Source organism: Streptomyces sp. R302 (assembly GCF_012927245.1).
GTDB lineage: Bacteria > Actinomycetota > Actinomycetes > Streptomycetales > Streptomycetaceae > Streptomyces.
In genome coordinates this window covers 203,422-227,626 of sequence record NZ_JABBGE010000013.1, presented here as the reverse complement: position 1 = coordinate 227,626, position 24,205 = coordinate 203,422, and the positions used below count along the sequence as shown (strand labels likewise).

The 24,205-nt window shown below is 70.2% G+C and carries 24 protein-coding genes and 1 pseudogene; 12 read left to right on the top strand and 13 right to left on the bottom strand.

The genetic code is table 11. The features are described 5' to 3' along the window. Positions 1-36: 36 nt before the first annotated feature. The gene (locus HHL19_RS33035; protein WP_169094061.1) at positions 37-1,119 is read right to left on the bottom strand and encodes an inositol-3-phosphate synthase; all 1,083 of its coding nucleotides are present in this window, start codon (positions 1,117-1,119) and stop codon (positions 37-39) included. A gap of 47 nt (positions 1,120-1,166) precedes the next feature. After that, positions 1,167-1,841, bottom strand: coding sequence for a PadR family transcriptional regulator (locus HHL19_RS33030; RefSeq protein WP_169094060.1), 675 nt, complete (start codon positions 1,839-1,841; stop codon positions 1,167-1,169). A gap of 381 nt (positions 1,842-2,222) precedes the next feature. Here HHL19_RS33030 and HHL19_RS33025 point away from each other — a divergent pair, with 381 nt between their 5' ends. Continuing rightward, on the top strand, positions 2,223-5,063 hold the full coding sequence (locus tag HHL19_RS33025) for a transglycosylase domain-containing protein (protein ID WP_169094059.1): 2,841 nt from the start codon (positions 2,223-2,225) through the stop codon (positions 5,061-5,063). A gap of 128 nt (positions 5,064-5,191) precedes the next feature. Continuing rightward, the gene (locus tag HHL19_RS33020; RefSeq protein ID WP_169094058.1) at positions 5,192-6,742 is read left to right on the top strand and encodes a glycosyltransferase 87 family protein; all 1,551 of its coding nucleotides are present in this window, start codon (positions 5,192-5,194) and stop codon (positions 6,740-6,742) included. Between the two features lie 24 nt (positions 6,743-6,766). Here HHL19_RS33020 and HHL19_RS33015 read toward each other — a convergent pair whose 3' ends face one another. From HHL19_RS33015 to HHL19_RS33005, 3 genes are all read right to left on the bottom strand, one after another. Further along, positions 6,767-7,798, bottom strand: a complete 1,032-nt coding sequence (locus HHL19_RS33015; RefSeq protein WP_169094057.1) for an alanine racemase — start codon at positions 7,796-7,798, stop codon at positions 6,767-6,769. A 96-nt stretch (positions 7,799-7,894) separates the two neighbouring features. After that, on the bottom strand, positions 7,895-9,013 hold the full coding sequence (locus HHL19_RS33010) for a peptidoglycan bridge formation glycyltransferase FemA/FemB family protein (RefSeq protein WP_169094056.1): 1,119 nt from the start codon (positions 9,011-9,013) through the stop codon (positions 7,895-7,897). A gap of 118 nt (positions 9,014-9,131) precedes the next feature. Further along, positions 9,132-9,446 (bottom strand): hypothetical protein, encoded by a 315-nt coding sequence (locus HHL19_RS33005; protein WP_169094055.1) that lies wholly within the window; start codon positions 9,444-9,446, stop codon positions 9,132-9,134. A gap of 241 nt (positions 9,447-9,687) precedes the next feature. Between HHL19_RS33005 and rpsF the strand changes: the two genes are divergently transcribed. The 4 genes from rpsF to rplI all read left to right on the top strand — a co-directional run bounded on the left by rpsF (position 9,688) and on the right by rplI (position 11,404). Continuing rightward, on the top strand, positions 9,688-9,978 hold the full coding sequence (rpsF, locus tag HHL19_RS33000) for a 30S ribosomal protein S6 (protein WP_004950685.1): 291 nt from the start codon (positions 9,688-9,690) through the stop codon (positions 9,976-9,978). Positions 9,979-10,050: 72 nt separating this feature from the next. Continuing rightward, positions 10,051-10,644, top strand: coding sequence for a single-stranded DNA-binding protein (locus HHL19_RS32995; RefSeq protein WP_169094054.1), 594 nt, complete (start codon positions 10,051-10,053; stop codon positions 10,642-10,644). Between the two features lie 58 nt (positions 10,645-10,702). After that, positions 10,703-10,939 carry a 30S ribosomal protein S18 gene (gene rpsR / locus HHL19_RS32990; RefSeq protein ID WP_005315025.1) on the top strand — a complete coding sequence of 79 codons (237 nt, stop codon included), beginning with the start codon at positions 10,703-10,705 and terminating at the stop codon, positions 10,937-10,939. Positions 10,940-10,957: 18 nt separating this feature from the next. Next, the gene (rplI, locus tag HHL19_RS32985) at positions 10,958-11,404 is read left to right on the top strand and encodes a 50S ribosomal protein L9 (protein ID WP_169094053.1); all 447 of its coding nucleotides are present in this window, start codon (positions 10,958-10,960) and stop codon (positions 11,402-11,404) included. A 121-nt stretch (positions 11,405-11,525) separates the two neighbouring features. Here rplI and HHL19_RS32980 read toward each other — a convergent pair whose 3' ends face one another. Further along, on the bottom strand, positions 11,526-12,863 hold the full coding sequence (locus HHL19_RS32980; protein WP_169094052.1) for an MATE family efflux transporter: 1,338 nt from the start codon (positions 12,861-12,863) through the stop codon (positions 11,526-11,528). Between the two features lie 424 nt (positions 12,864-13,287). Between HHL19_RS32980 and dnaB the strand changes: the two genes are divergently transcribed. Both dnaB and HHL19_RS32970 read left to right on the top strand, forming a co-directional pair. After that, positions 13,288-14,793 (top strand): replicative DNA helicase, encoded by a 1,506-nt coding sequence (gene dnaB / locus HHL19_RS32975; RefSeq protein WP_169094051.1) that lies wholly within the window; start codon positions 13,288-13,290, stop codon positions 14,791-14,793. Positions 14,794-14,830: 37 nt separating this feature from the next. Then, positions 14,831-16,213, top strand: coding sequence for a serine hydrolase domain-containing protein (locus HHL19_RS32970; protein ID WP_169094050.1), 1,383 nt, complete (start codon positions 14,831-14,833; stop codon positions 16,211-16,213). 60 nt (positions 16,214-16,273) lie between these two features. Here HHL19_RS32970 and HHL19_RS32965 read toward each other — a convergent pair whose 3' ends face one another. The 3 genes from HHL19_RS32965 to HHL19_RS32955 form a co-directional block, all read right to left on the bottom strand. Continuing rightward, on the bottom strand, positions 16,274-16,726 hold the full coding sequence (locus HHL19_RS32965; RefSeq protein ID WP_169094049.1) for a GNAT family N-acetyltransferase: 453 nt from the start codon (positions 16,724-16,726) through the stop codon (positions 16,274-16,276). A 28-nt stretch (positions 16,727-16,754) separates the two neighbouring features. Next, complete coding sequence (locus HHL19_RS32960; RefSeq protein ID WP_169094048.1) at positions 16,755-17,213, bottom strand: MarR family transcriptional regulator; 459 nt, start codon at positions 17,211-17,213, stop codon at positions 16,755-16,757. Between the two features lie 136 nt (positions 17,214-17,349). After that, positions 17,350-18,213, bottom strand: a complete 864-nt coding sequence (locus HHL19_RS32955) for a GNAT family N-acetyltransferase (protein WP_169094047.1) — start codon at positions 18,211-18,213, stop codon at positions 17,350-17,352. A gap of 347 nt (positions 18,214-18,560) precedes the next feature. Between HHL19_RS32955 and HHL19_RS32950 the strand changes: the two are divergent. Continuing rightward, positions 18,561-19,649, top strand: a pseudogene (locus HHL19_RS32950) (globin domain-containing protein); the annotation flags it as partial. 18 nt (positions 19,650-19,667) lie between these two features. On the opposite strand, the gene HHL19_RS32945 reads toward HHL19_RS32950, so the two are convergent. The 4 genes from HHL19_RS32945 to HHL19_RS32930 form a co-directional block, all read right to left on the bottom strand. Then, positions 19,668-20,147 (bottom strand): NUDIX hydrolase, encoded by a 480-nt coding sequence (locus HHL19_RS32945; protein ID WP_169094045.1) that lies wholly within the window; start codon positions 20,145-20,147, stop codon positions 19,668-19,670. Positions 20,148-20,274: 127 nt separating this feature from the next. Beyond that, positions 20,275-21,447, bottom strand: a complete 1,173-nt coding sequence (locus tag HHL19_RS32940) for a cystathionine gamma-lyase (protein ID WP_346768506.1) — start codon at positions 21,445-21,447, stop codon at positions 20,275-20,277. Then, on the bottom strand, positions 21,444-21,962 hold the full coding sequence (locus tag HHL19_RS32935; RefSeq protein WP_169094043.1) for a low molecular weight protein-tyrosine-phosphatase: 519 nt from the start codon (positions 21,960-21,962) through the stop codon (positions 21,444-21,446). The genes HHL19_RS32940 and HHL19_RS32935 overlap by 4 nt, the downstream gene beginning before the upstream one ends. A gap of 9 nt (positions 21,963-21,971) precedes the next feature. Further along, entirely contained in the window at positions 21,972-22,355 is a 384-nt protein-coding gene (locus tag HHL19_RS32930) for a phage holin family protein (RefSeq protein WP_169094042.1), read from the bottom strand. A 50-nt stretch (positions 22,356-22,405) separates the two neighbouring features. On the opposite strand from HHL19_RS32930, the gene HHL19_RS32925 reads away from it, so the two are divergent. The 3 genes from HHL19_RS32925 (at position 22,406) to HHL19_RS32915 (ending at position 24,156) form a co-directional block, all read left to right on the top strand. Continuing rightward, complete coding sequence (locus tag HHL19_RS32925; protein WP_169094041.1) at positions 22,406-22,723, top strand: cupin domain-containing protein; 318 nt, start codon at positions 22,406-22,408, stop codon at positions 22,721-22,723. Between the two features lie 163 nt (positions 22,724-22,886). Then, on the top strand, positions 22,887-23,105 hold the full coding sequence (locus HHL19_RS32920) for a DUF5326 family protein (RefSeq protein WP_169094040.1): 219 nt from the start codon (positions 22,887-22,889) through the stop codon (positions 23,103-23,105). Positions 23,106-23,391: 286 nt separating this feature from the next. Further along, positions 23,392-24,156: a helix-turn-helix domain-containing protein gene (locus tag HHL19_RS32915; protein ID WP_169094039.1), complete on the top strand. Its 765-nt coding sequence runs from the start codon at positions 23,392-23,394 to the stop codon at positions 24,154-24,156. Positions 24,157-24,205 lie beyond the last annotated feature (49 nt).

Genomic DNA, 24,205 nt, shown 5'->3' with positions numbered 1-24,205 from the left:
CCCGACCTGTAAGGCCAGGTCAGGGCATGTGTCGGGTCAGCGCTCGACCTCGCCCTTGATGAACTTCTCGACGTTGGCCAGGGCCTCGTCGTCGAAGTACTGGACCGGCGGGGACTTCATGAAGTAGCTCGACGCGGAGAGGATCGGGCCGCCGATGCCGCGGTCCTTGGCGATCTTCGCGGCGCGCAGGGCGTCGATGATGACACCCGCGGAGTTCGGGGAGTCCCAGACCTCGAGCTTGTACTCCAGGTTCAGCGGGACGTCGCCGAAGGCGCGGCCCTCAAGGCGGACGTACGCCCACTTGCGGTCGTCCAGCCAGGCCACGTAGTCCGACGGGCCGATGTGGACGTTCTTGTCGCCCAGCTCGCGGTCGGGGATCTGCGAGGTGACGGCCTGCGTCTTGGAGATCTTCTTGGACTCCAGGCGCTCGCGCTCGAGCATGTTCTTGAAGTCCATGTTGCCGCCGACGTTGAGCTGCATGGTGCGCTCGAGACGGACACCGCGGTCCTCGAAGAGCTTGGCCATCACGCGGTGCGTGATGGTGGCGCCCACCTGGGACTTGATGTCGTCGCCGACGATCGGGACACCGGCCTCGGTGAACTTGTCGGCCCACTCCTTGGTGCCGGCGATGAAGACCGGGAGGGCGTTGACGAAGGCGACCTTGGCGTCGATGGCGCACTGGGCGTAGAACTTCGCCGCGGCCTCGGAACCGACGGGCAGGTAGCAGACGAGGACGTCGACCTGGCGGTCCTTGAGGACCTGGACGACGTCGACCGGCGCCTCGGCGGACTCCTCGATGGTCTGGCGGTAGTACTTGCCGAGGCCGTCGAGGGTGTGACCGCGCTGGACGGTGACGCCGGAGGCGGGCACGTCGCAGATCTTGATGGTGTTGTTCTCGCTGGCGCCGATGGCGTCCGCGAGGTCCAGGCCGACCTTCTTCGCGTCGACGTCGAAGGCGGCGACGAACTCGACGTCACCGACGTGGTAGTCGCCGAACTGGACGTGCATCAGGCCGGGCACCTTGGTCGCCGGGTCGGCGTCCTTGTAGTACTCGACGCCCTGCACCAGCGAGGCGGCGCAGTTGCCCACGCCGACGATGGCTACGCGAACCGAACCCATTCCGGTTGCTCCCTGTGTGATCGTGGAAGCCCTGCTGGCGCAGGGTTTCACTTGGCGGTGTCGTCGGACGGATCCGGCCGGGTACTGCCCCCGTGCCGGGGCAGGCCGCCCGTCTCTCCAGAATCGTTGTCGTGCGGAGCGTCGGTCTCGGGCCGCTGGTCGCGTCCCGCCCGCTCGCTCTCGATGAGCTCGTTCAGCCAGCGCACTTCGCGCTCCACGGACTCCATTCCGTGGCGCTGGAGCTCAAGCGTGTAGTCGTCGAGTCGCTCGCGCGTCCGGGCCAGCGAGGCGCGCATCTTCTCCAGGCGCTCCTCCAGCCGGCTGCGGCGGCCTTCGAGGACCCGCATCCGCACCTCGCGCTCGGTCTGGCCGAAAAACGCGAAGCGGGCGGCGAAGTGCTCGTCCTCCCAGGCATCGGGGCCGGTGTGGGAGAGGAGCTCCTCGAAGTGCTCCTTCCCCTCGGGCGTCAACCGGTAGACGATCTTGGCCCGGCGTCCTGCGAGTGACGAGGCGAGAGCCTCCTCGGGGGCGCTGCCCGGCTCCTCGATCAACCAGCCGTTGGCGACCAGCGTCTTGAGGCAGGGGTAGAGCGTCCCGTAGCTGAACGCCCGGAAGATGCCGAGCGAGGTGTTGAGGCGCTTGCGCAGCTCGTATCCGTGCATCGGGGCTTCGCGCAGCAGGCCGAGAACGGCGAATTCGAGGATGCCGGAGCGTCTGCTCATATGTCGCCTCCTCCGCCTTACGCTCTGTGTCCGAAACACCTATGCCGTGCTGATGTATCGACTCGATACATCAGCACGATAGAACGGCCCGAGAGGTCCGACAAGTGGGGGTGTGGTGACCGGCGTCACATCGTCAATTCACAGCGTGCGACTTGCCTGATTTGGGGTGAACTCCGGCGCAAGAGGGGTTTTGGCCGTGCGTAGTCTGTGCGGCATGCACACCACCGGGAACCAGGAGCCGCGCTGGGGCGTCAGTGCAGCGGGTGACCGGCTGCGGTACGAAAGGGGCCTCCGATGGGCTCCGGTCGTACGCATTTCGGGGGGACCGGAACTCAACTGCCGCTTCCAGGCGTACGCGCCTGCCCGAGGAGTAGTCGTTCGATGAGCGAGCACCGTCGCAGGATGCCGTCGCAGGAGCCGCCGTCGGGCGGCCGCGCGGCGGCACGACGCGCCGCCCAGCAGCCGCCGGGCCGCAGGTCGGCCCCGGCCCACAACCCCGGAACCGGGACGCCCCCGTACGGATCGCCGGCCCCTTACGGGTCGTCCGGCGCGTACGGGGCGTCCGGTTCCCACGGGGCCCCCTCCTCCCCCGGGGAGGAGGGGCGTCCGTACGGCGGCCGCGCGGAGGCCCGCCGGGCCGCCCAGCGCGGTGGCCGCCGGCGCGCGCCCGCGGCCGGCCCCGGCGGACCGAACGGTCCTGGCGGCGGTGGCCGCCGGGGCGGTGGCGGCGGTGGCGGCGGACGCGGCGGAGGCCCGGGCGGTCGCCCGCCGGGCAAGAAGCGGCTGATCGACTACCCGAGGTACGACAAGGACGGCTGGCGTCGCTGGATGCCGTCCTGGAAGCTCGTCACGGGCACGTTCCTGTTCTTCGTGGCACTCCTCATGGGCGCCTCGGTCATCGCGTACTCGCAGGTGGTCGTCCCCGACGTGGCCAAAACCGCGACCTCCCAGAACAACATCTACTACTGGGACGACGGCACGCGGATGGTCGCCACCGGCGCCGGCGCGAATCGCCAGATCGTCGGCATCGACCAGATCCCGAAGGTCATGCAGGAAGCCGTGATCTCGGCCGAGAACAAGACCTTCCGGGACGACTGGGGCGTCGACCCCATGGGCATCGCCCGCGCCGTGTGGAACATGGCGAAGGGCGGCGAGACCCAGGGCGGCTCGACCATCACCCAGCAGTACGTGAAGAACGGCCTGCTCGACGACCAGACGCAGTCCCTCTCCCGGAAGGTGAAGGAACTCTTCATCTCCATCAAGGTCGGCAACGACCTGGAGAAGAACGACATCCTGACCGGCTACCTCAACACCGCCTACTACGGCCGCAACGCCTACGGCATCCAGGCCGCCTCCCGCGCGTACTTCGACAAGGACTCCCGGGACCTCAACGCCTCCGAGTCGGCGGTCCTCGCCTCCGTGCTGAAGGGCGCGACGTACTACGACCCGGCCGGCTACCCCGAGTACGACCCCAACGCCACCGCCGAGAAGAACCTGGCGCGCCTCACCGAGCGCTGGGCCTGGATCCTCGACGAGATGGTCAAGGACGGGAAGATCACGGCGGAGGAGCGGGCGAAGTACAAGACCCTGCCGAAGATCAAGAAGCGGACGACGGACGCCCAGCTCAGCGGCCAGATCGGCTACCTGGTTTCGACCGCCAAGGCCAACTTCCGCAGCAAGTACGACATCAGCGAAGAGGCCCTGAACCTCGGCGGATACGAGATCCACACCACCTTCAACAAGAAGAAGGTGGAGGCGATGTCGGACTCGGTCAAGAAGGTCTACGACGAGTACATCGACGAGAAGAAGCGTCCGGAGGACGACACCCACGTCGAGTTCGGCGGCGCTTCCGTCGACGTCAAGACCGGTGCCATCGTCGCGATCTACGGCGGCCAGGACGCCACCAAGCACTACACCAACAACGCCGACACCACCGGTGCCCAGGTCGGTTCGACGTTCAAGCCCTTCGTGCTCGCCGCCGCGATGAAGGACGGCGTGCGCGACCCGGAGGGCGATGCGGTGCAGGACGCCTCCACGCGCACCCTGGTCGACCCCGACAAGAGCCGTTACTCCGGCAAGGACGACCTCAAGGTCCGCACCTACAAGGGCGACATCTGGCACGACGAGAACGGGGACGAGTGGGAGCAGGACAACGAGGGCGATCGGAGCTACGGCAACATCAGCCTGCGCCGGGCGATGATCGTCTCCGCCAACTCCCCCTTCGTGCAGCTGGGCATGGACGTCGGCATCGACAAGGTGCGTGACGCCGCCGTCAAGGCCGGTCTGCGCCCCGACTCCCTGGTGAAGGGCGAGGTTCCGTCCTTCTCCCTCGGCATCTCCAGCCCGAGCGCGATCCGGATGGCCGGCGCCTACTCCACCTTCGCCAACCAGGGCGTGCGCAACGAGCCGTACTCGGTCACCAAGGTGGTCAAGGGCGGCCAGGTCATCTTCAAGCACGAGGGCCAGTCCGAGCAGGCGTTCTCCTCGGCCATCGCCTCCAACGTCACCGACGTGCTCCGCAGCGTGGTCGAGGACAAGGACGGCACCGGTCGGAAGGCGGCCATCCCCGGCCGCGACGTGGCCGGCAAGACCGGTACCACCGACGACAACATGTCGGCCTGGTTCGTCGGCTACACCCCGCAGCTCGCGACGGCGATCGACATGTACCGCTTCGACGACGACGAGACCAAGGAAGGCCGCAAGTTCCTGGAGATGTACGGAACGGGTGGCAAGAAGTCGATCCACGGTTCGTCGTTCCCGTCCCAGATCTGGAACGACTACATGACGGACGCCGTGGCGGACCTCCCGGTCGAGAAGTTCCCGAAGCCGGAGAAGCTCGCGGACGCCAAGGCGGTCTACGGCGGCGGCGCCACGCCCAAGCCGACGGCCACCCCGACGCCGACCGAGACGCCGACGCCGACCGAGACGGCCACCACCGCCCCGACGACGACTCCCCCGCCGACGCCCACCGACACCGGCCGTCCGACGACCAAGGAGCCGAAGCCCGGCAAGACCACCTGCAGCATCTGGGACGGCTGGAACTGCAACGACACGGGTGGCGGCAACGGCGGAGCGACCCAGCCGACGCCGACCGACACCTCGGAGCCGACGCCGACGGACACGACGACGGACCCGGCCGGCCCCGGCAACGGGGGCAACGGGAACAACGGAGGCAGCGGCGGGGACCCGACCGACACCGCCACCGGAAGCTTCTTCGGCTGAGGCGACCGACCGGCACACGCGGAGGGCCGTCGTGCCCGCCCCGTACCCACGCGGTACGGAGCGGAGCGCGGCGGCCCTCCGCGTGTGCCGTCCCGCGCACGGCCGGATTCCCAGGGGCGTACGGCAGGATGTCTCCCATGCCGAGCCTGAAGAAGACGAACGGCCCCCTCGACGCCTCCCCCGGCGCCGCCGCCCCCGTCGTCGCGCCCGTCGTCGCCCCCACCCGGCGCGACGAGGTGGCCGCCGCCGGCAGCGCGCTCATCGGCGGGCGTTACGGCCGCCGCGCCCTGCCCGGCAGCGGTCCCGCGGCCGGGCAGTTCACCCCGGTGAGGGTGATCGCGCTCGTGGCCATCGGCATGTTCGCGCTCGGCATGGTGCAGAAACTGCCCTGCTACAACTGGGCCTGGTTCCGCGGCACCACCTCCCAGTACACCCACGCCTGCTACTCGGACATCCCGCACCTCTTCGCCGGGCGCGGCTTCTCCGAGGGCCTGGTGCCCTACTTCGACCGGCTCGCCGGCGACATACCGTTCCTGGAGTACCCCGTCCTGACGGGGCTGTTCATGGAGGTGGCGGCCTGGCTGACGCCCGGCGGCGACCTCCAGGCCCGCGGGCAGGCGTACTGGCTCGTCAACTCCGGCCTGCTGATGGTCTGCGTGGCCGTCCTCGCGGTCTGCGTGGCCCGGACGCACCGCAACCGCCCCTGGGACGGTCTGCTCGTCGCCCTGGCGCCCGCCGTGGCCCTCACCGCCACGATCAACTGGGACCTGCTCGCCGTGGCCCTCACCGCCGCCGCGATCCTGATGTGGGCCCGCTCCCGGCCGCTCGCCGCCGGCATCCTCCTCGGCCTGGCCGTCGCCGCCAAGTTCTACCCGGTACTGCTGCTGTGGCCGCTGCTGCTGCTCTGCCGGCGGGCCGGGCGGATGCGCGCCTTCGGCACCGCGCTGCTCGGCGCGGCGGGCTCCTGGCTGGTGGTGAACCTGCCGGTGATGCTCCTCGCGCCCGAGGGCTGGAAGCAGTTCTACCTCTTCAGCCGCGACCGGAACGTGGACTTCGGCTCGGTCTGGCTGCTCGTCAGCCAGCGCGCCGACGAGACCATCCCGCCCGAGCGGGCCAACCTGTACGCGCTGCTGCTCCTGCTGCTCGCCGCGGGCGGGCTCGCCTGGCTGGCCTTCGCCGCACCCCGGCGGCCCCGCCTCGCCCAGCTGGCGTTCCTGACGGTCGCCGCGTTCGTCCTCACCAACAAGGTCTACTCGCCGCAGTACGTCCTCTGGCTGGTGCCGCTCGCCGTGCTCGCCCGGCCGCGCTGGCGCGACTTCCTCATCTGGCAGTCCTGCGAGGTCCTGTACTACCTCGGGATCTGGATGTACCTCGCGTTCACCGGCAGCGGCAACAAGCAGGGGCTGCCGCTGGACGGCTACCACTTCGCGATCGTGCTGCACCTGCTGGGCACGCTGTACCTGTGCGCCGTGGTCGTGCGGGACATCCTGGCGCCCGAGAAGGACCCGGTCCGCGGGGACGGCGCCGACGACCCCTCGGGCGGCGTCCTGGACGGCGCCGAGGACGTCTTCGTGGTGGGCAGGGCCGCCCGTCCGGCCCGCCACGCGGCCCCCGAGCACGCCGAGGGGGAACTCCTCGTGACATGGGGAACCCCCGGGGCCGAGGGCTCCCGGGGGTGATCCGACGAGGCGCGGACGACCGGCTCAGCGCTCCACGAGCCGGTCGAACTGGGTCGTGGTGTGCCGCAGGTGGGCCACCAGCTCGTCGCCGACCTGCGGCTCCTGGGCGTCGGCCGGCACGAAGAGGATCGACACCTGCATGTGCGGCGGCTCGGCGAACCAGCGCTGCTTGCCGGCCCAGACGAACGGCGACAGGTTCCGGTTGACCGTGGCCAGACCGGCCCGGGCCACGCCCTTGGCGCGCGGCATCACGCCGTGCATCGCCTTCGGGGCCTCCAGGCCCACGCCGTGCGAGGTGCCGCCGGCGACGACGACCAGCCAGCCGTCCGAGGCCGCCTTCTGCTGGCGGTAGCCGAAGCGGTCGCCCTTGGCGACCCGGGTGACGTCCAGGACCGAACCGCGGTACTCCGTGGCCTCGTGGTCGCCCAGCCAGAGCCGGGTGCCGATCCGGGCGCGGAAACGGGTCTGCGGGAACTGCTGCTGCAGCCGCGCCTGCTCCTCGGCCCGCAGGTGGCTCACGAACATGGTGTGCAGCGGCAGCCGGGCGGCGCGCAGCCGGTCCATCCAGGAGATGACCTCCTCGACGGCGTCCGTGCCGTCCGTGCGGTCCAGCGGCAGGTGCAGGGCGAAGCCCTCCAGGCGCACGTCCTCGATCGCGGCGGCGAGCTGCGCGAGCTCCTCCTCGCGCACGCCGTGCCGCTTCATCGAGCTCATGACCTCGATGACGACCCGGGCGCCGACCAGGGCGTGCACGCCGTCGACGGAGGAGACCGAGCGGACCACCCGGTCCGGCAGCGGCACCGGCTCCTCGCCCCGCCGGAACGGGGTGAGGACCAGCAGGTCGCCGCCGAACCAGTCCTTGATCTTCGCGGCCTCGTACGTGGTCCCCACCGCGAGCATGTCCGCGCCGAAGCGGGCCGCCTCCTCGGCGAGCCGCTCGTGGCCGAAGCCGTAGCCGTTGCCCTTGCAGACCGGGATCAGACCGGGGAACTGGTCGATCACGGTCTTCTGGTGCGCCCGCCAGCGAGCGGTGTCGACGTAGAGGGAGAGCGCCATGGCCGGCCCGGAACCTTTCTGATGGCTGCGGTGGGGTGTCGGAGATGTGTACGAGACCCGCGGAACTACGAGGGTACGCAAGCCCCGCGGGGTGCGTCAGCGGCGCGACATGTAGATGTCGAGCGCCTTGTGCAGGAGCTTGTTCAGCGGGAAGTCCCACTCGCCGACGTACTCCACGGCCTCGCCGCCGGTGCCGACCTTGAACTGGATCAGACCGAAGAGGTGGTCGGTCTCGTCCAGCGAGTCGGAGATGCCGCGCAGGTCGTAGACGGTGGCGCCCATCGCGTACGCGTCGCGGAGCATCCGCCACTGCATGGCGTTGGACGGCCGGACCTCGCGGCCGATGTTGTCGGAGGCGCCGTACGAGTACCAGACGTGGCCGCCGACGACGAGCATCGTCGCCGCGGAGAGGTTCACGCCGTTGTGGCGGGCGAAGTAGAGGCGCATCCGGTTGGGGTCCTCGTTGTTGAGGACCGTCCACATGCGCTGGAAGTACGAGAGCGGGCGCGGCCGGAACTTGTCGCGGACGGCGGTGATCTCGTACAGGCGCTGCCACTCGGCGAGGTCCTCGTAGCCGCCCTGGACGACCTCGACGCCGGCCTTCTCGGCCTTCTTGATGTTGCGGCGCCACAGCTGGTTGAAGCCCTTGAGGACGTCGTCGAGCGAGCGGTTGGCCAGCGGCACCTGGAAGACGTAGCGGGGCTGCACGTCGCCGAAACCGGCGCCGCCGTCGTCGCCCTGCTGCCAGCCCATCTTCCGCAGCCGGTCGGCGACCTCGAAGGCGTGCGGCATGACCTCGGTGGCCTGCACGTCCTTGAGGCGCTTGACGTCCGGGTCCTGGATGCCGGACTTGATCGCGGCCGCGTCCCAGCGGCGGATGACGACCGGCGGGCCCATCTTCACGGAGAACGCGCCCTGCTGCTTGAGGTGGGCCAGCATCGGCTGGAGCCACTCGTCGAGGTTGGGGGCGTGCCAGTTGATGACCGGGCCCTCGGGGAGGTAGGCCAGGTAGCGCTTGAGCTTGGGCAGCTGGCGGTACAGCACCAGGCCCACGCCGACGAGCTCGCCGTTCTTGTCGAACCAGCCGAGGTTCTCCGAGCGCCACTCGGTCTTCACGTCCGCCCACGCCGGGACCTGGCAGTGGCTCGCGCCGGGCAGGCTCTGGATGTACGCCAGATGCTGCTCTCGGCTGATGGTCCTCAGGGTCAGGCTCATGTCGGGGCGCTCCTCGGCAGGTGTGTCCCCATCGGTCAGGGGCTCCGGCTCTCGCGCCGAAGCCTACTGCGACCGGGGAGCGCCCCGAAGGGCCACGTGGGCCCTGACGTGCTCGGCGTCAGCTGATCACGCCGCCGAAGAGCCCGCCGTGAGCCATGCCGAGGTAGAAGCCGACCGCCGAGGCGCCGAGTCCGAGGATCAGGAAGAAGCGTTCGCGGGTGGTGACGGAGATGAACTGTCCGTAGGCCCCGGTCAGGATGCCGATCAGGCCCGACCACGAGCTGAGCAGGTGCAGGCTGTGGAACTGCGCCGTGACGAAGGACAGGATGCCGAGCACCAGCGTCAGGGCGAGCAGGGTGTCCTGGAGCGGGTGCGGTTTGCCGTCCGTCGCGAAGAGGGAATGGCCGGGGTCGGGTCGCATTGCCTGTGCCATGGGGCACCTCCTGGCGTGCCGAGCGGAGGGCGGCGCATCCTAGCGCCGCCGACGTCCGATGTGTACAGATTGCGTCCCCTCCCCGCCGGATTTCAACCGCAAGGCGATGTGCGGGTACTCTGTACGGTCTGCGCCGGTGTCTGCCCTGGTCCTGCCAGTCTGGACGCCGTCGCTTCACGCATCACGACCCTCCTGCCACGGAACGACCGTGGCCGCTGAGTCCAAAGGAGGTGGGTTCCACATGCGTCACTACGAGGTGATGGTCATCCTCGACCCCGATCTCGAGGAGCGCGCTGTCTCCCCGCTGATCGAGAACTTCCTCTCCGTCGTCCGTGAGGGCAACGGAAAGGTCGAGAAGGTCGACACCTGGGGCCGTCGTCGTCTCGCCTACGAGATCAAGAAGAAGCCCGAGGGCATCTACTCGGTCATCGACCTGCAGGCCGAGCCTGCGGTCGTCAAGGAGCTCGACCGCCAGATGAACCTGAACGAGTCGGTCCTCCGGACCAAGGTCCTCCGCCCCGAGACCCACTGAGCTTCCGCTCAGAGGTAATCGGGTCCGAGTAGCAGCAAGCAGCCAGAAGCAATCCCGCCGAGAGGTTCACCCATGGCAGGCGAGACCGTCATCACGGTCGTCGGCAATCTCGTCGACGACCCCGAGCTGCGCTTCACCCCGTCCGGTGCGGCGGTCGCGAAGTTCCGCGTCGCGTCCACTCCCCGCACCTTCGACCGTCAGACCAACGAGTGGAAGGACGGCGAGAGCCTCTTCCTGACCTGCTCGGTCTGGCGTCAGGCGGCGGAGAACGTCGCCGAGTCCCTTCAGCGCGGCATGCGCGTCGTCGTGCAGGGCCGGCTGAAGCAGCGGTCGTACGAGGACAACCAGGGCGTCAAGCGCACGGTCTTCGAGCTGGACGTCGAGGAAGTCGGTCCCAGCCTGCGTAACGCCACGGCCAAGGTCACCAAGACCACCGGCCGCGGTGGCCAGGGTGGCGGCGGCGGCTTCGGCGGCGGCGGTGGCCAGCAGGGTGGCGGCGGCTGGGGTGGCAACTCCGGCGGCGGCCAGCAGCAGGGCGGCGGAGCTCCCTCCGACGACCCCTGGGCCTCCGGCGGCTCCTCCGGCGGCGGCCACCAGGCCGGTGGCGGCGGTGGCGGCTGGGGTGGCAACTCCGGCGGCGGCTACTCGGACGAGCCTCCCTTCTAGGGCCTGGCCCCGGAAGCAGCTCGTACCCCACACTTCTTGATCACACAGGAGAAACACCATGGCGAAGCCGCCTGTGCGCAAGCCTAAGAAGAAGGTCTGCGCGTTCTGCAAGGACAAGACCGCGTACGTGGACTACAAGGACACGAACATGCTGCGGAAGTTCATTTCCGACCGCGGCAAGATCCGTGCCCGCCGCGTGACCGGCAACTGCACGCAGCACCAGCGTGACGTCGCCACGGCCGTCAAGAACAGCCGTGAGATGGCGCTGCTGCCCTACACGTCCACCGCGCGATAAGGGAAGGGTGACCGAAAAATGAAGATCATCCTCACCCAGGAAGTCTCCGGCCTCGGTGCGGCCGGCGACGTCGTCGAGGTCAAGGACGGCTACGCTCGCAACTACCTGGTCCCGCGCGGTTTCGCGATCCGCTGGACCAAGGGTGGCGAGAAGGACGTGGCGCAGATCCGCCGCGCCCGCAAGATCCACGAGATCGCGACCATCGAGCAGGCCAACGAGATCAAGGCCAAGCTCGAGGGCACGAAGGTCCGTCTGGCCGTTCGCTCCGGCGACGCCGGCCGTCTCTTCGGCTCCGTGACCCCGGCCGACGTCGCCACGGCGATCAAGTCCGCCGGTGGCCCCGAGGTCGACAAGCGTCGCGTCGAGCTCGGTTCGCCGATCAAGACCCTGGGCTCGCACCAGGTGCTCGTGCGTCTGCACCCCGAGGTTGCCGCGAAGCTCGGCATCGAGGTCGTTGCCGCGTAACGCTGCGCTCAGCAGTACGGATGGGCCGCTCCCCACTGGGGGGCGGCCCATCCGCTGTTTCACGTGAAACACCGCGTGAAAACAACGTGTGAAACAACGCGTGAGACAGCGCCGCCTTCGGTCAGCGGGCGGCGCCTGTGACGATCCAGCGGCCGGAGCGCATCCGGTACCAGAGGGTGGCCATCCGGACCGTCATCATCAGCGTCATCGCCCACCAGAGAGCGGTCAGCCCGCCGCCGAGCACGGGCACCAGCAGGGCGACCGGTGCGAAGACCGCCAGGGTGAGCAGCATCGCCCAGGCGAGGTAGGGGCCGTCGCCCGCGCCCATGAGGACGCCGTCGAGGACGAAGACGACGCCGGAGATCGGCTGGGAGAGGGCCACGACGAGCAGGGCCGGTAGCAGGGTGGACCGGACGGCGGGGTCGCCGGTGAAGAGCGGGATGAAGAGCGGGCGGGTGAGGACCAGGAGCAGTCCGAGGACCACCCCCGAGACCACCCCCCACTGGACCATCCGGCGGCAGACCTGGCGGGCGCCCTCGGCGTCGTCGGCGCCCAGGTAGCGGCCGATGATGGCCTGGCCGGCGATGGCGATCGCGTCCAGGGCGAAGGCCATCAGGCTCCACAGGGAGAGGATGATCTGGTGGGCCGCGACCTCGGTGTCGCCCAGACGGGCGGCGACGACGGTGGCGATCATCAGGACGGCGCGCAGCGAGAGCGTGCGGACCAGGAGGGGGACGCCAGCCTGGGCCGAGGCCCGGATGCCGGCGGCGTCGGGCCGGAGCGAGGCTCCGTGCCGCCGGGCGCCACGGACGACCACGACGAGGTACGCGGCGGCCATGCAGCACTGGGCGATGACGGTGCCCCAGGCGGAGCCCGCGATGCCGAGCCCGGCGCCGTAGACCAGTCCGACGTTGAGGGCGCCGTTGGCCGCGAAGCCGCCGATGGCCACGTAGAGCGGGGTGCGGGTGTCCTGGAGTCCGCGCAGGACCCCGGTGGCGGCCAGGACGATCAGCATCGCGGGGATGCCCAGGAGGGAGATCCGCAGATACGTGGTCGCGTGGGGGGCCGCGGTGTCGGAGGCGCCGAAGGCCTCGACCAGCCAGGGCGCCGTGGGCAGGGTGACCGCGACGAGGGCGAGGCCGAGGAGGAGGGCCAGCCAGATGCCGTCGATGCCCTGCCGGAGGGCGGAGGGCAGATCGCCCGCGCCGACCCGCCGGGCGACGGCGGCCGTGGTGGCGTAGGCGAGGAAGACGAAGACGCTGACGAAGGTGGAGAGCAGGGCGCCGGCGATGGCGAGGCCCGCGAGTTGGGGGGTGCCGAGGTGGCCCACGATGGCACTGTCCACCATGAGGAAGAGCGGCTCGGCGACGAGGGCGCCGAAGGCCGGCAGGGCGAGTGAGAGGATCTCGCGGTCGTGCCGGCGCGGCGTGGCCGTGGAGCTCGTGGGGGCCTGGGTCATGAGGTCAATCTAATCGTCCACAGGTAAGTGATGCAATGGATCAGTGGTCCTTACGTTTGGGGGGATCGGGGCTTCGGGTGTGGGCTGTTTGTTCTGATCGTGGCCCCGGCGTAAAAGTTTTTCTCCCCCACAGCCCGTGGATGGAAAACGTGCAGGTCAGAGCGGTAACTGGGAGGGGTCTATGAGTTTGTCCACATGGCTGTCCCCCGGTCCGTGCACAGGATCCGGCGGCTTATCCACAGCATTGGGGGCTTCACCCACAGAGCCTGTGGATAACCAGATTGGCTGACGCCCCTCCCGGGCCTACCGTGGACCGGCGCCCGACGCGCCAGAACCGGACGCGAAAGCCACTCTTTGACCAAGGCCGTGGCGTAAGAAGGAGTGGCACGGCGAGGTCCGCTGAGCGGACGGGAAGAGGTGGCGGGTGAGCGTTCCCGAGCCCATGGACGACCCTTGGGCAGACGGCGGACCGAGCGACCGACTGCCCGTCCGCACCCGGGGCGAAGGGCGTGGCGAAGGCCGCGGCGAGGGCCGTGGGCGCGGCCGGGGCCGTGAGGAGCAGCACGAGCGCGGCAGCGACGGCCCCTGGGACGGCGGCCTCGTCGGCTTCGAGCGGGTCCCCCCGCAGGACCTCGACGCCGAGCAGTCGGTGCTCGGCGGCATGCTGCTCTCCAAGGACGCGATCGCCGACGTCGTGGAGATCATCAAGGGCCACGACTTCTACAAGCCCGCGCACGAGACCGTCTTCGGCGCGATCCTCGACCTCTACGCCAAGGGCGAGCCCGCCGACCCCATCACGGTCGGTGCCGAGCTCACCAAGCGCGGCGAGATCAACCGCGTCGGCGGCGCCTCCTATCTGCACACCCTCGTCCAGTCGGTGCCGACCGCGGCGAACGCCTCGTACTACGCGGAGATCGTCCACGAGCGGGCCGTGCTGCGGCGGCTCGTGGAGGCCGGCACCAAGATCACGCAGATGGGCTACGCGGCCGACGGCGACGTCGACGAGATCGTGAACTCGGCCCAGGCGGAGATCTACAAGGTCACCGAGCAGCGGACCACCGAGGACTACCTGCCGCTCGGCGACATCATGGAGGGCGCGCTCGACGAGATCGAGGCGATCGGCTCCCGCAGCGGCGAGATGACCGGTGTGCCCACCGGCTTCAGCGACCTCGACTCGCTCACCAACGGACTCCACCCCGGCCAGATGATCATCATCGCGGCCCGGCCCGCCATGGGTAAGTCGACCCTCGCCCTGGACTTCGCCCGGGCCGCCTCGATCAAGCACAACCTGCCCAGCGTCATCTTCTCCCTCGAAATGGGCCGCAACGAGATCGCGATGCGTCTGCTGTCCGCCGAGGCGCGGGTCGCCCTGCACCACATGCGCTCCGGCACGATGACCGACGAGGACTGGACCCGGCTCGCCCGCCGCATGCCCGACGTCTCCCAGGCGCCGCTCTACATCGACGACTCCCCGAACCTGTCGATGATGGAGATCCGCGCCAAGTGCCGCCGGCTCAAGCAGCGCAACGGCCTCAAGCTGGTCATCATCGACTACCTCCAGCTGATGCAGTCCGGCGGCTCCAAGCGGCAGGAGAGCCGTCAGCAGGAGGTCTCCGACATGTCGCGAAACCTCAAGCTCCTCGCCAAGGAGCTGGAGCTCCCGGTGATCGCGCTCTCCCAGCTGAACCGTGGTCCCGAGCAGCGCACCGACAAGAAGCCGATGGTCTCCGACCTCCGTGAGTCCGGCTCCATCGAGCAGGACGCCGACATGGTCATCCTGCTCCACCGCGAGGACGCCTACGAGAAGGAGTCCCCGCGCGCCGGCGAGGCCGACATCATCGTCGGCAAGCACCGTAACGGCCCCACGGCCACCATCACCGTGGCCTTCCAGGGCCACTACTCGCGCTTCGTGGACATGGCACAAACCTGATCGTGCCCGGGCGGGGCGGCGGGGCATGATCGGTCGCATGACCTCAGCCTTCGAAGCCCTGCTGCCCGCCACCGAGCGGTCCCTGCTGCACCGCGTGGCCCGCGCTCAGAGCGAGGGCCGCGCGCCGTCGTTCGTGGGTGCCGTCGCCCGTGGGGGAGCGATGGTGTGGAGCGGTTCCCGCAGCTGTGTGGACGGGCACGCCCCGGACGCCGACACGCAGTACCGGATCGGCTCGATCACCAAGGCGTTGACCGCCGTCCTCGTCCTCAGGCTGCGGGACGAGGGGCTGCTCGGGCTCGACGACCCGCTGGAGAAGCACCTGCCCGGCACCGGGGTGGGCGAGGCGACCATCGCCCAGCTGCTCGGCCACACGGCGGGGCTGGCGGCGGAGACGCCCTCGCCCTGGTGGGAGCGGTCGTCCGGGGAGCTGCGGCCCGGACTCGCCGATGTGCTGGGGGAAGCGCCCGTGCTCCATCCGGCGGGCCGTACCTTCCACTACTCCAACCCCGGTTACACCCTGCTCGGCGCGCTGGTCGAGGCGGTGCGCGGGGTGTCCTGGGAGGAGGCGCTGCGCACCGAGGTCCTGGAGCCGCTGGGCATGGACCGGACGACGGGGGAGCCGGTCGCCCCGCACGCCGGGGGCTGGGCGGTGCACCCCTGGGCCGATGTGATGCTTCCGGAGCCTTCCGAGGACCTCGGGGTGATGGGCGCGGCCGGCCGGCTGTGGTCGACGGCGGCGGACCTCTGCCGGTTCGGCGTCTTCCTCGCGGAGGGCGACGAGCGGGTGCTGAGCGCCTCCTCCGTCGCCGAGATGCGGGTTCCCGTGGGTCCGCCGGCCGTCGGTGATCCGCTGATGGGGTACGGCCTCGGTCTCCAGGTGGCCCGGAAGGAGAGCGGCGCGCTCATCGGGCACGGAGGTTCGCTGCCGGGCTTCGTCGCGGGCCTCTGGGTGGACGTCGAGGAGGGCCTGGTCGGCGTGGCGCTCGCGAACGCCACGAGCGGTCCGCAGCCCGGGCTCGTCGCCACCGACCTCGTACGGATCGTGGCGGAGGCCGAGCCCCGGTTCCCCGAGCCGTGGCGGCCGCTGCCCGAGGCCGAGGTCGACCAGGAGCTCCTGGCGCTGACCGGCCCCTGGTACTGGGGGACGTACTCCTACGGCCTGCGGCTCGGCGCGGAGCGCGGGGTTGTCCTGGAGCCCCTGCGCGGGGCCGGCCGCAGTGCCCGCTTCCGGGCGCTGCCCGAGGGCGGCTGGATCGGGCTCGACGGGTACTACGCGGGGGAGAGGCTCCGTGTGGTGCGGCGGCCCGACGGCAGCGTCAGCCACCTCGACCTCGGCTCCTTCGTCTTCACCCGGGAGCCGTACGAGCCCGGGGACGCGGTTCCGGGCGGTGTGGACGAGCAGGGGTGGCGGGGGCTCTGAGCCGGTCCCGATGACGCGGACGTCCGTGTTTCACGTGAAACACGGGCGACCCACCGAAGGTCAGAGCGCGAGCTTGAAGCCCACGTGGCTCGCCTCGAAGCCGAGCCGTTCGTAGAAGCGGAGCGCGTCGGTGCGGGTGACGTCGGAGGTCAGCTGGACCAGCACGCACTCCAGACGCCGGGATTCCTCGACGGCCCATTCGACGAGCCGGGTGCCCAGGCCGCTGCCGCGCTCGTCGGCGTGGATCCGCACGCCCTCGATCATGGCGCGGGTGGCGCCGCGCCGGGAGAGCCCGGGGATGACCGTCAGCTGGAGCGTGCCGACGACCCTCGCGTCACGCGTGGCGACGACGAGGTGCTGGTTCGGGTCCTCCGCGAGCCGGGTGAAGGCGGAGAGGTACGGCGCGAGGTCGTCCGGGGACTCCCGCCGGGCGCCGAGGGGGTCGTCGGCGAGCATCGCGACGATGGCGGGCACGTCCTCGGTGGTGGCGGGACGGATCTCAAGATCGCTCATGCCCGTAGCGTACGGGCCGGGCGGAGCGTCAGACGGTGACGGTCTGGCCTTCGAGGACCTGGACCAGGGGGGCGAGGTCGGGGTTCTTCGCGGCCTCGTCCAGGGCCTCGCGCAGGGCCCGGTCGTTGGTGGGGCGGGCCTCCGCGAGGAGCTTCTGGCCGGCCTCGGTGACGTCGGTGTAGATGCCGCGCCGGTCGGTGGCGCACAGGTAGCGGGTGAGCAGGCCCCGGTCCTCCAGGCGCGTGACCAGCCGGGTGGTGGCGCTCTGGCTGAGCACCACGGCGTCGGCGACCTGCTTCATCTGGAGGTGTCCGCCGGGCCCGTCGTGCTGGCGGCCGAGGACGTCGAGGAGGGAGTACTCGCGGGCGCTCAGGCCGTGTTTGGACTCCAGAGCGCGCTCGATGTGGGACTCGATCCGGCCGTGCAGCAGGGAGAGGGCGCACCAGCGCTGGGCGAGTCCGGTGAGGGCGGGGTCCGTCGCGGTCATGGTCTCTCCTCGTCCTTCTCCTGGTCGGTCGGGCCGCTCGGGATCCAGGGTAGACGATGAGCCGCAATAGTGCGCGTCTGCAAGTATATGGTTCCCGGGTTCCCGGGTTCCCGGGTTCCCGGCCCCGCCCCGGAGGTCAGCCCGCCGCGACGGTCAGCGGGGCGAAGCGACGGGAGATGTCGCCCGGGAGGCCCGGGGCGGAGTGGATCATCACCGCGTTCTCGGCGATCGGGTCCAGGCCGTTCCCCTTGAGCCAGTCGAGCAGCTCGGTGTGGCGGACGTCGACGTCGGTGCGGAGCGGACGGTCCGTGGCATCGGCCAGCGAGGCGACGAGCGCCTGGGCGGTGGCGGTGTCACGGGCGATCAGCGGGCCGACGACATGGGTGTCCATGTTGGGCCAGGCGGCGGCGAAGCCGGTGATCGCGCCGTCCTCGACGGCGACCCGCAGATGGTCGGCGAAGGCCGGGAGCCGGGTGATGAGCGGGGTGCGGTCCAGGCCGAAGATCTCGTGGTCGAGGCGGAGCACCTCCTGGAGGTCCTCCGCGGTGGCCGGGCGGACCGCGACCCGAGGCGCGGGCACGGCGGCGGAGAAGCGCCCCTTCACCATCTCGGCGCGGCCGACCTCCGTGAAGCCGAGCTCCTCGTAGAGCGGCTGCCCGTTCGGCGTGGCATGGAGGGTCAGCGGGGTGTCCCCGGCCTGCTCCACGACGTGGCGCATCAGCCGGCGTCCCACCCCCTGCCGGGCGTGGTTCCGGTCGACGAGCACCATGCCGATGGCCGCGAGACCGGGGCCGTAGGAGGTGACCACACAGCAGGCGAGCAGTCCCTCGCCGTCCGGGTCGTCGATGCCGTAGCCGGTGCCCGCGCTGAGCAGCAGCCCCCATTTGTGCTCCTCGCGGGGCCAGCCGCGGTTCTCGGAGAGATCGGCGCAGGCCAGGAGATCGGTGGGGTCGAGACGCCGGATGGGGAGCTGGGCGAGGGCGGTGGGGGAGATCGGCATGACGGCCAGGCTCTCCGACGGGGTGATCTTTCGTCCAGGGGTTTTCCGCGCTGCCAGAGGTTTTCCGCGCTGCCAGGCGTTTGTCCGCTCTACCAGGGGATTGCCGCCCCGCCGGGGGTTCCGTCCCTGGGATACCGCGGGTGTTTCACGTGAAACACCCGCGCGCGCCGAAAGAGTGGAGCCTAGTCCGCAACCCCGCCCTTTGGCCCGAGAACACCGCTTTCCGCCCGAAGTCCCGCCGTCGGCCGCCATGCTGCGAACACGGAAGCCGGCTGCGTGAGGCGAGGCACATGATGGATGGTCCGACCAGCACGACGGGCGGGACGGGGGCCCGAATATCAGAGCCCTCCCCCGATGCGGTGCTCGTCCGTCGCACCCTTGAGGAGATCGCCCCGGTCGCCGACAAGGTGACCTCGTACTTCTACGCGCTCCTCTTCGTCCGGACCCCCGCCCTGCGCGAGCTGTTCCCCGCCGCGATGGACATCCAGCGGGACCGCCTGCTCAAGGCCCTGCTCACGGTCGCCGAGCGGATGGACGACAGCGCCTTCCTCGTCGAGTACCTGGGCCATCTCGGCCGGGGGCACCGGAAGTACGGCGTCGAGGCGGCCCACTATCCGGCGGTCGGCGAGGCGCTGATCGGCGCCCTCGCGCGGTACGCGGAGCGGAGCTGGGACGGGGAGACCGAGGCGGCGTGGGTCCGGGCGTACACGGCGATCTCGCAGATCATGATCGACGCGGCCGCCGAGGACGAGACGAAGACGCCGGCCTGGTGGCAGGCCGAGGTGGTCTCGCACGATCTGCGGACCCCCGACATCGCCGTGCTCACCCTGCGGCCCGACGCGCCCTATCCCTTCCTCGCCGGGCAGTTCACCGCGCTGGAGACGCCCTGGTGGCCGCGCGTCTGGCGGCACTACTCCTTCGCCTCGGCGCCCCGGCCGGACGGACTTCTCACCCTCCACGTGAAGGCGGTCCCGGCGGGCTGGGTCTCCCGGGCGCTGGTCCACCGGGCCCGGCCCGGGGACGTGCTCCGGCTCGGCCCGCCGGCCGGTTCCATGACGGTCGACCACGCCACCGACACCGGGCTGCTCTGCCTGGGCGGCGGGACCGGCATCGCGCCGATCAAGGCGCTGGTCGAGGACGTCGCCGAGCACGGCGACCGCAGGAAGGTCGACGTGTTCTACGGCGCCCGCAGCGGCCACGACCTCTATGACATCGACACCCTGCTGCGGCTCCAGCGGACCTTCCCGTGGCTCGCCGTCCATCCCGTCACCGAGGCGCAGGGCCCGCTGCCGCAGGCCGTCCGCGCGGCGGGCCCCTGGACCGAGCGGGACGCCTATCTCTCGGGTCCGCTGGGCATGGTGCGGGAGGGCATCGACGTGCTCCGCGGCTCGGGGGTCCCCACCGAGCGGATCCGCCACGACTTCCTGGCGGAGCTCGCCACGGTGGGGGCCGGGTCAGCCGAGGTCGGGGGCGTGCATGGCGCGGACGCCCTCGATGTTGCCGTCGAGGTAGTGGCGCAGTGAGAGCGGCACCAGGTGGACCGCGGCGATCCCGACGCGGCTGAAGGGCACCCGGACGATCTCGTACTCGCCGACCGGTTCGTCCATCTCGGGGCCGTGCCGCAGGCCGAGGTCCATCGACTCCAGGCGGCAGACGAAGAAGTGCTGGACCTTCACGCCGGAGACCCCGCCGTCGACGATGTGCTCGACGGTGTCGACGAAACAGGGGACCACATCGACGATCTTGGCGCCGAGTTCCTCGTGCACCTCGCGGTGCAGGGCCTCGACGACGGTGGAGTCGGAGGGCTCGACGCCGCCACCGGGCGTCACCCAGTAAGGATCCATCCCCGGTTTGGTGCGCTTGATGAGGATGAGGTCGTCTCCGTCGAGCAGGATGGCGCGTGCGGTGCGCTTGACCACGGGCCGTTCGGTCATGGGAAGAAAATGGCCCGTTCCCGCCGGGCTGAAACGCACCGCTCCCCCGTGATCCTGAACCGGCCCCGGCGCACCGTGGCATACGGGTGCGACGGGGCCGGTCCCGGTTCCGCTTCCGGCCGGGTGGCTACCCGACGGCTTTGCGCGTCGCGTCGAGAGCCCGCAGCACGTCGGCGATCAGGTCCTCCGGATCCTCGGCGCCCACCGAGAAGCGGATGAAGCCCTCGGCGACGGCGTCCCCGCCCCAGCGCCCGCGCCGCTCGGCCGAGGAGCGCACCCCGCCGAAGCTGGTGGCGTCGTCGACCAGGCGCAGTTCCTCCAGGAAGCGTTCGGCCCGCGCGCGGTCGGCGAGCTCGAAGGAGATCACCGAGCCGAAGCGGCGCATCTGCCGCGAGGCGATCGCGTGCGCGGGGTCGTCCGGGAGCCCGGGGTGGCGCAGTCCGGTCACGTCGGGGTGCTCGGCGAGGACGCGGGCGAGCTCCAGGGCCGTGGCGCACTGGCGGTCGATCCGCAGCTGGAGCGTGGCCAGCGAGCGATGGGCGAGCCAGGCCTCCATGGGCCCGGGGATCGCGCCGACGATCTTGCGCCAGCGCCGTACCTCTGCGGCCCGCTGCGGATCGCGGCAGCTGACGTGGCCGAGCAGCACATCGCCGTGGCCGGTCATGCCCTTGGTGTCGCTGGCCACCGAGAAGTCCGCGCCCAGTTCGAGCGGGCGCTGGCCGAGCGGGGTCGCGAGGGTGTTGTCGACGCCGACGAGCGCCCCGCCGGCGTGCGCCGCGGCGACCAGCCGGCGGATGTCGCAGACGTCGAGCCCGGGGTTGGACGGGGTCTCGATCCACAGCAGCTTCGCGCCGTCGAGCACGTCGAGCTGGGCGTCGCCGCCGGTCGGCGCGGTACGCACCTCGATCCCGTACGCGCGCAGCTGTTCGTGGAGGAGCGGCAGGGCCTGGTAGCCGTCGGACGGCAGGACCACGGCGTCGCCGGCGGAGAGCTGGGAGAGGAGGACGGCGGAGATGGCGGCCATGCCGGAGGCGAAGACGACGGTCTCGACGCCGGTCTCCCCGGGCGCCTCCAGGGTGCCGATGGCCCGCTCCAGATGGGCCCAGGTCGGGTTCTCGTCGCGGCCGTAGGTGTACGGGCCGGTGGGTTCGCCGGGCAGGTGGAAGTGGGCGGCGAAGACCGGCCCCGGCAGGGTCGGCTCGTGCTTCACGGCCTCGGGCAGTCCGGCCCGCACGGCGAGCGTCCCGTCGCCGGGCCCCTCGCCGGGGTGGTGCCGTTCCTGAGGGATCAAAGGGTTCACGGGGTCCTTTCCACGGTCTCGTCCCCCTGAAGTCTCTCCCGGAGTCCGGCGCGGACGGCGGCGAGGAGTCCCTCGCTCGCGGCCTCGGCCATCTCCAGGCATTCCTCGAAGTCCTCACGCCCGCCGACATAGGGGTCGGGGACGTCGAGCGCGTCCCCGGCGGCGGGGTCGTACGAGCGGAGCAGTCGGATCTTCGCCGCCTCGTCAGGGGTACGGGCGAGGCGGCGGAGCTCCCGGACGTGGCCCTCGTCGAGCGCGATCACCAGATCGAGGGCGGGGAACCAGGAGGCGCGGAACTGCCGGGCGGTGTGGGCGGAGGTGTAGCCGTGCTCCCCCAGGACGGCGACGGTGCGCGGGTCCGCCGCGTCGCCCTCGTGCCAGCCGCCGGTGCCCGCGCTGTCCACCTCGACCGCCCCGCCGAGGCCGGCCTCCTCCACGCGCGCGCGGAAGACGTGCTCGGCCATCGGGGAGCGGCAGATGTTGCCGGTGCAGACGAAGCAGACGCGATAGGTCATGGCGGTCGCTCAGTCGCCGTCCGGGAGGAGCACGTTGAGCGCCCACGAGACGACGGAGATGACCAGGCCGCCGAGGACGGCGGTCCAGAAGCCGTCCACGTGGAAGCTGAGGTCGAACTGCCCGGCCAGCCACGAGGTGAGCATCAGCATGAGGGCGTTGATCACCAGGGTGATCAGGCCGAGGGTCAGGATGAAGAGGGGGAGCGTCAGCAGCTTCACGATCGGCTTGACCAGGAAGTTGACGAGGCCGAAGACGAGGGCGACGAGCAGCAGGCTGCCGATCGCCTTGCCCGTGATCTCGTCGTCACCGGTCAGCGTGATGCCTTCGATGAGCCAGATGGCCACGGCGAGGGCGCCCGCGTTGGCGAGCGTCTTGACTACGAAATTCTTCATGTGTCTGATCGTGGCAGAGACCATCGGGCTGAGGGCAGGGGCGAACGGCAGTGAAGGCATTCCGGCTGGACGAACTCGAGGCGGAGCGCCTCGCCAACCAGGGGGCGTACCTCCAGTTCCTGCGCGAGCGGAACATGTCGGTGGGGCTGTACGCGCTCGACGCGGGCGAGCTGGACCCGCAGTCACCGCACGCTCAGGACGAGGTGTACTTCGTGGTGTCCGGACGGGCGGCGATCACCGTCGGGGAGGAGACGACGCAGGTGGCGCGGGGCAGTGTCGTCTATGTGCCGGCCGGCGTGCCGCACCGCTTCCACCACATCAGCGAGGACCTGCGGGTCCTGGTGGTCTTCTCCCCGCCGGAGACGTGACGGCGTCCGCGGGCTCTCCGGGCCGGACCCCTGGTTCCCCTAGGGGGTGGATCAGGGGAGAGCCCGGGATTCCGGGGCCCCGCCCAGCCGAGTGCCCCGCCTAGCCTTGAAGCGTCGGGGACGAAGGGTTCCGGACAGGGCGTCGAGAGCGAAGGAGCGAGCCATGGCCGTACAGGAGATTCTCGCGGGGCTGCCGTGGTGGGTGAAGTGGGTCGCCATACCCGCGCTGGTCCTTCTCGTCTTCGGCGGGGTCATCACCAGCGTGCTCACCTTCGTGTTCAGCCTGCTGTTCAAGGTGCTGCTGTTCGTCGCGCTCGTGGCCGGACTCATCTACGCCGTACGGAAGTTCGGCACCCCGTCGAAGTCGGACCGCGACTGGTAGCACTAGCTACTCATCGGTATTCGGCGTCTGCCGGGCGTTAGCCCGGCAGAGGGAACGCGCTGGTGGAAACGGGGTGGGGGGCGAGGACAAGCCACTAGAGTGGCAGATCTCCGCCGAGTCGGGGGCTACGGGCGTAGATCTCCGGCAGACCAGCGGTTTCCCGCTCGTCCCTGAGGGGTCCGTCCATCGGACCCCATAGGCGTCCCAGGCCCGGCGGGTGCGCGGGGGCGGCCCCCGCGAACGGATGCAGCGCATCCGTTGTCACGCCTGGGGGTGACCTTTGGCCATGGCCACGCAGACAGCTGCGCCGACCCTGATCGGCTCGGTGCAGCGGGCGCTGAGACTTCTGGAGGCCGTCGCCTCCCACGCGGACGGTGCCCCCGCCAAGCAGCTCGCCCGGGAGACGAACCTCCCGCTGCCCACGACGTACCACCTTCTCCGCACCCTGACGCACGAGGGCTATCTGCTCCGCGACAAGGGGGCGTTCTACCTCGGCGAGGCAGCCGCCCGGTTGGCCGGCGGCGGGGCTGTGCAGAATCGTCGCATCAAGATCGAGGACTCCCTCGCGCACTGGCGGGACGAGATCGGTGTACCCGTCTATTTCGCGCTCTACCGCGATGGCGAGATCGAACTGATCTCCGTGGCGGACACGCCCAACTCCCCCGCGGTGGAGGAGTGGGCCGATTTCCGGGAGACCGGACACGCCCATGCGATCGGTCAGTGTCTGCTCAGTCAACTCGATCTGAAATCTCGTCAAGACCACCTCGACCGACACCCGGTGGAAGCCATCACTCCGTACACGGTGCGTAACCGGCGGATACTTTTGGAGCGTTTGGGCGGTTTGGGGCGAATGGAGCCCCTGGTGGAGCGTCAGGAATATGCGCTCGGCACGGTTTGCGCCGCCATCCCCATCACGGCGGGCAATACGGCGGCCACTCTGGCCATTTCCCTACCGCTCCACCAGGAAGAACGGTTGCTCCCAGCAGTCGAGCGACTACAGAAAGAGATCGGAGAGCTCTTCAGTTCGCTCGCCTTCTCTATCAGTATCTGAAAAATCACTCCTTGTGATCCGCTAGCGCGTACAGCACGATTGCGTCAAG

What these genes read in the sequence shown, in the direction of transcription:
- HHL19_RS33030 (WP_169094060.1), bottom strand. Translation starts at nt 1,841, where the DNA reads ATGAGCAGACGCTCCGGCATCCTCGAATTCGCCGTTCTCGGCCTGCTG.
- HHL19_RS33010 (WP_169094056.1), bottom strand. Translation starts at nt 9,013, where the DNA reads ATGAGCCTGACCCTGAGGACCATCAGCCGAGAGCAGCATCTGGCGTAC.
- HHL19_RS33035 (WP_169094061.1), bottom strand. Translation starts at nt 1,119, where the DNA reads ATGGGTTCGGTTCGCGTAGCCATCGTCGGCGTGGGCAACTGCGCCGCC.
- HHL19_RS32995 (WP_169094054.1), top strand. Translation starts at nt 10,051, where the DNA reads ATGGCAGGCGAGACCGTCATCACGGTCGTCGGCAATCTCGTCGACGAC.
- HHL19_RS32930 (WP_169094042.1), bottom strand. Translation starts at nt 22,355, where the DNA reads ATGAAGAATTTCGTAGTCAAGACGCTCGCCAACGCGGGCGCCCTCGCC.
- HHL19_RS33015 (WP_169094057.1), bottom strand. Translation starts at nt 7,798, where the DNA reads ATGGCGCTCTCCCTCTACGTCGACACCGCTCGCTGGCGGGCGCACCAG.
- HHL19_RS32965 (WP_169094049.1), bottom strand. Translation starts at nt 16,726, where the DNA reads ATGAGCGATCTTGAGATCCGTCCCGCCACCACCGAGGACGTGCCCGCC.
- HHL19_RS32960 (WP_169094048.1), bottom strand. Translation starts at nt 17,213, where the DNA reads ATGACCGCGACGGACCCCGCCCTCACCGGACTCGCCCAGCGCTGGTGC.
- HHL19_RS32945 (WP_169094045.1), bottom strand. Translation starts at nt 20,147, where the DNA reads ATGACCGAACGGCCCGTGGTCAAGCGCACCGCACGCGCCATCCTGCTC.
- HHL19_RS33025 (WP_169094059.1), top strand. Translation starts at nt 2,223, where the DNA reads ATGAGCGAGCACCGTCGCAGGATGCCGTCGCAGGAGCCGCCGTCGGGC.
- HHL19_RS33020 (WP_169094058.1), top strand. Translation starts at nt 5,192, where the DNA reads ATGTCTCCCATGCCGAGCCTGAAGAAGACGAACGGCCCCCTCGACGCC.
- HHL19_RS32915 (WP_169094039.1), top strand. Translation starts at nt 23,392, where the DNA reads ATGGCCACGCAGACAGCTGCGCCGACCCTGATCGGCTCGGTGCAGCGG.
- rplI (WP_169094053.1), top strand. Translation starts at nt 10,958, where the DNA reads ATGAAGATCATCCTCACCCAGGAAGTCTCCGGCCTCGGTGCGGCCGGC.
- HHL19_RS33005 (WP_169094055.1), bottom strand. Translation starts at nt 9,446, where the DNA reads ATGGCACAGGCAATGCGACCCGACCCCGGCCATTCCCTCTTCGCGACG.
- HHL19_RS32920 (WP_169094040.1), top strand. Translation starts at nt 22,887, where the DNA reads ATGGCCGTACAGGAGATTCTCGCGGGGCTGCCGTGGTGGGTGAAGTGG.
- rpsR (WP_005315025.1), top strand. Translation starts at nt 10,703, where the DNA reads ATGGCGAAGCCGCCTGTGCGCAAGCCTAAGAAGAAGGTCTGCGCGTTC.
- HHL19_RS32935 (WP_169094043.1), bottom strand. Translation starts at nt 21,962, where the DNA reads ATGACCTATCGCGTCTGCTTCGTCTGCACCGGCAACATCTGCCGCTCC.
- rpsF (WP_004950685.1), top strand. Translation starts at nt 9,688, where the DNA reads ATGCGTCACTACGAGGTGATGGTCATCCTCGACCCCGATCTCGAGGAG.
- HHL19_RS32970 (WP_169094050.1), top strand. Translation starts at nt 14,831, where the DNA reads ATGACCTCAGCCTTCGAAGCCCTGCTGCCCGCCACCGAGCGGTCCCTG.
- HHL19_RS32980 (WP_169094052.1), bottom strand. Translation starts at nt 12,863, where the DNA reads ATGACCCAGGCCCCCACGAGCTCCACGGCCACGCCGCGCCGGCACGAC.
- HHL19_RS32955 (WP_169094047.1), bottom strand. Translation starts at nt 18,213, where the DNA reads ATGCCGATCTCCCCCACCGCCCTCGCCCAGCTCCCCATCCGGCGTCTC.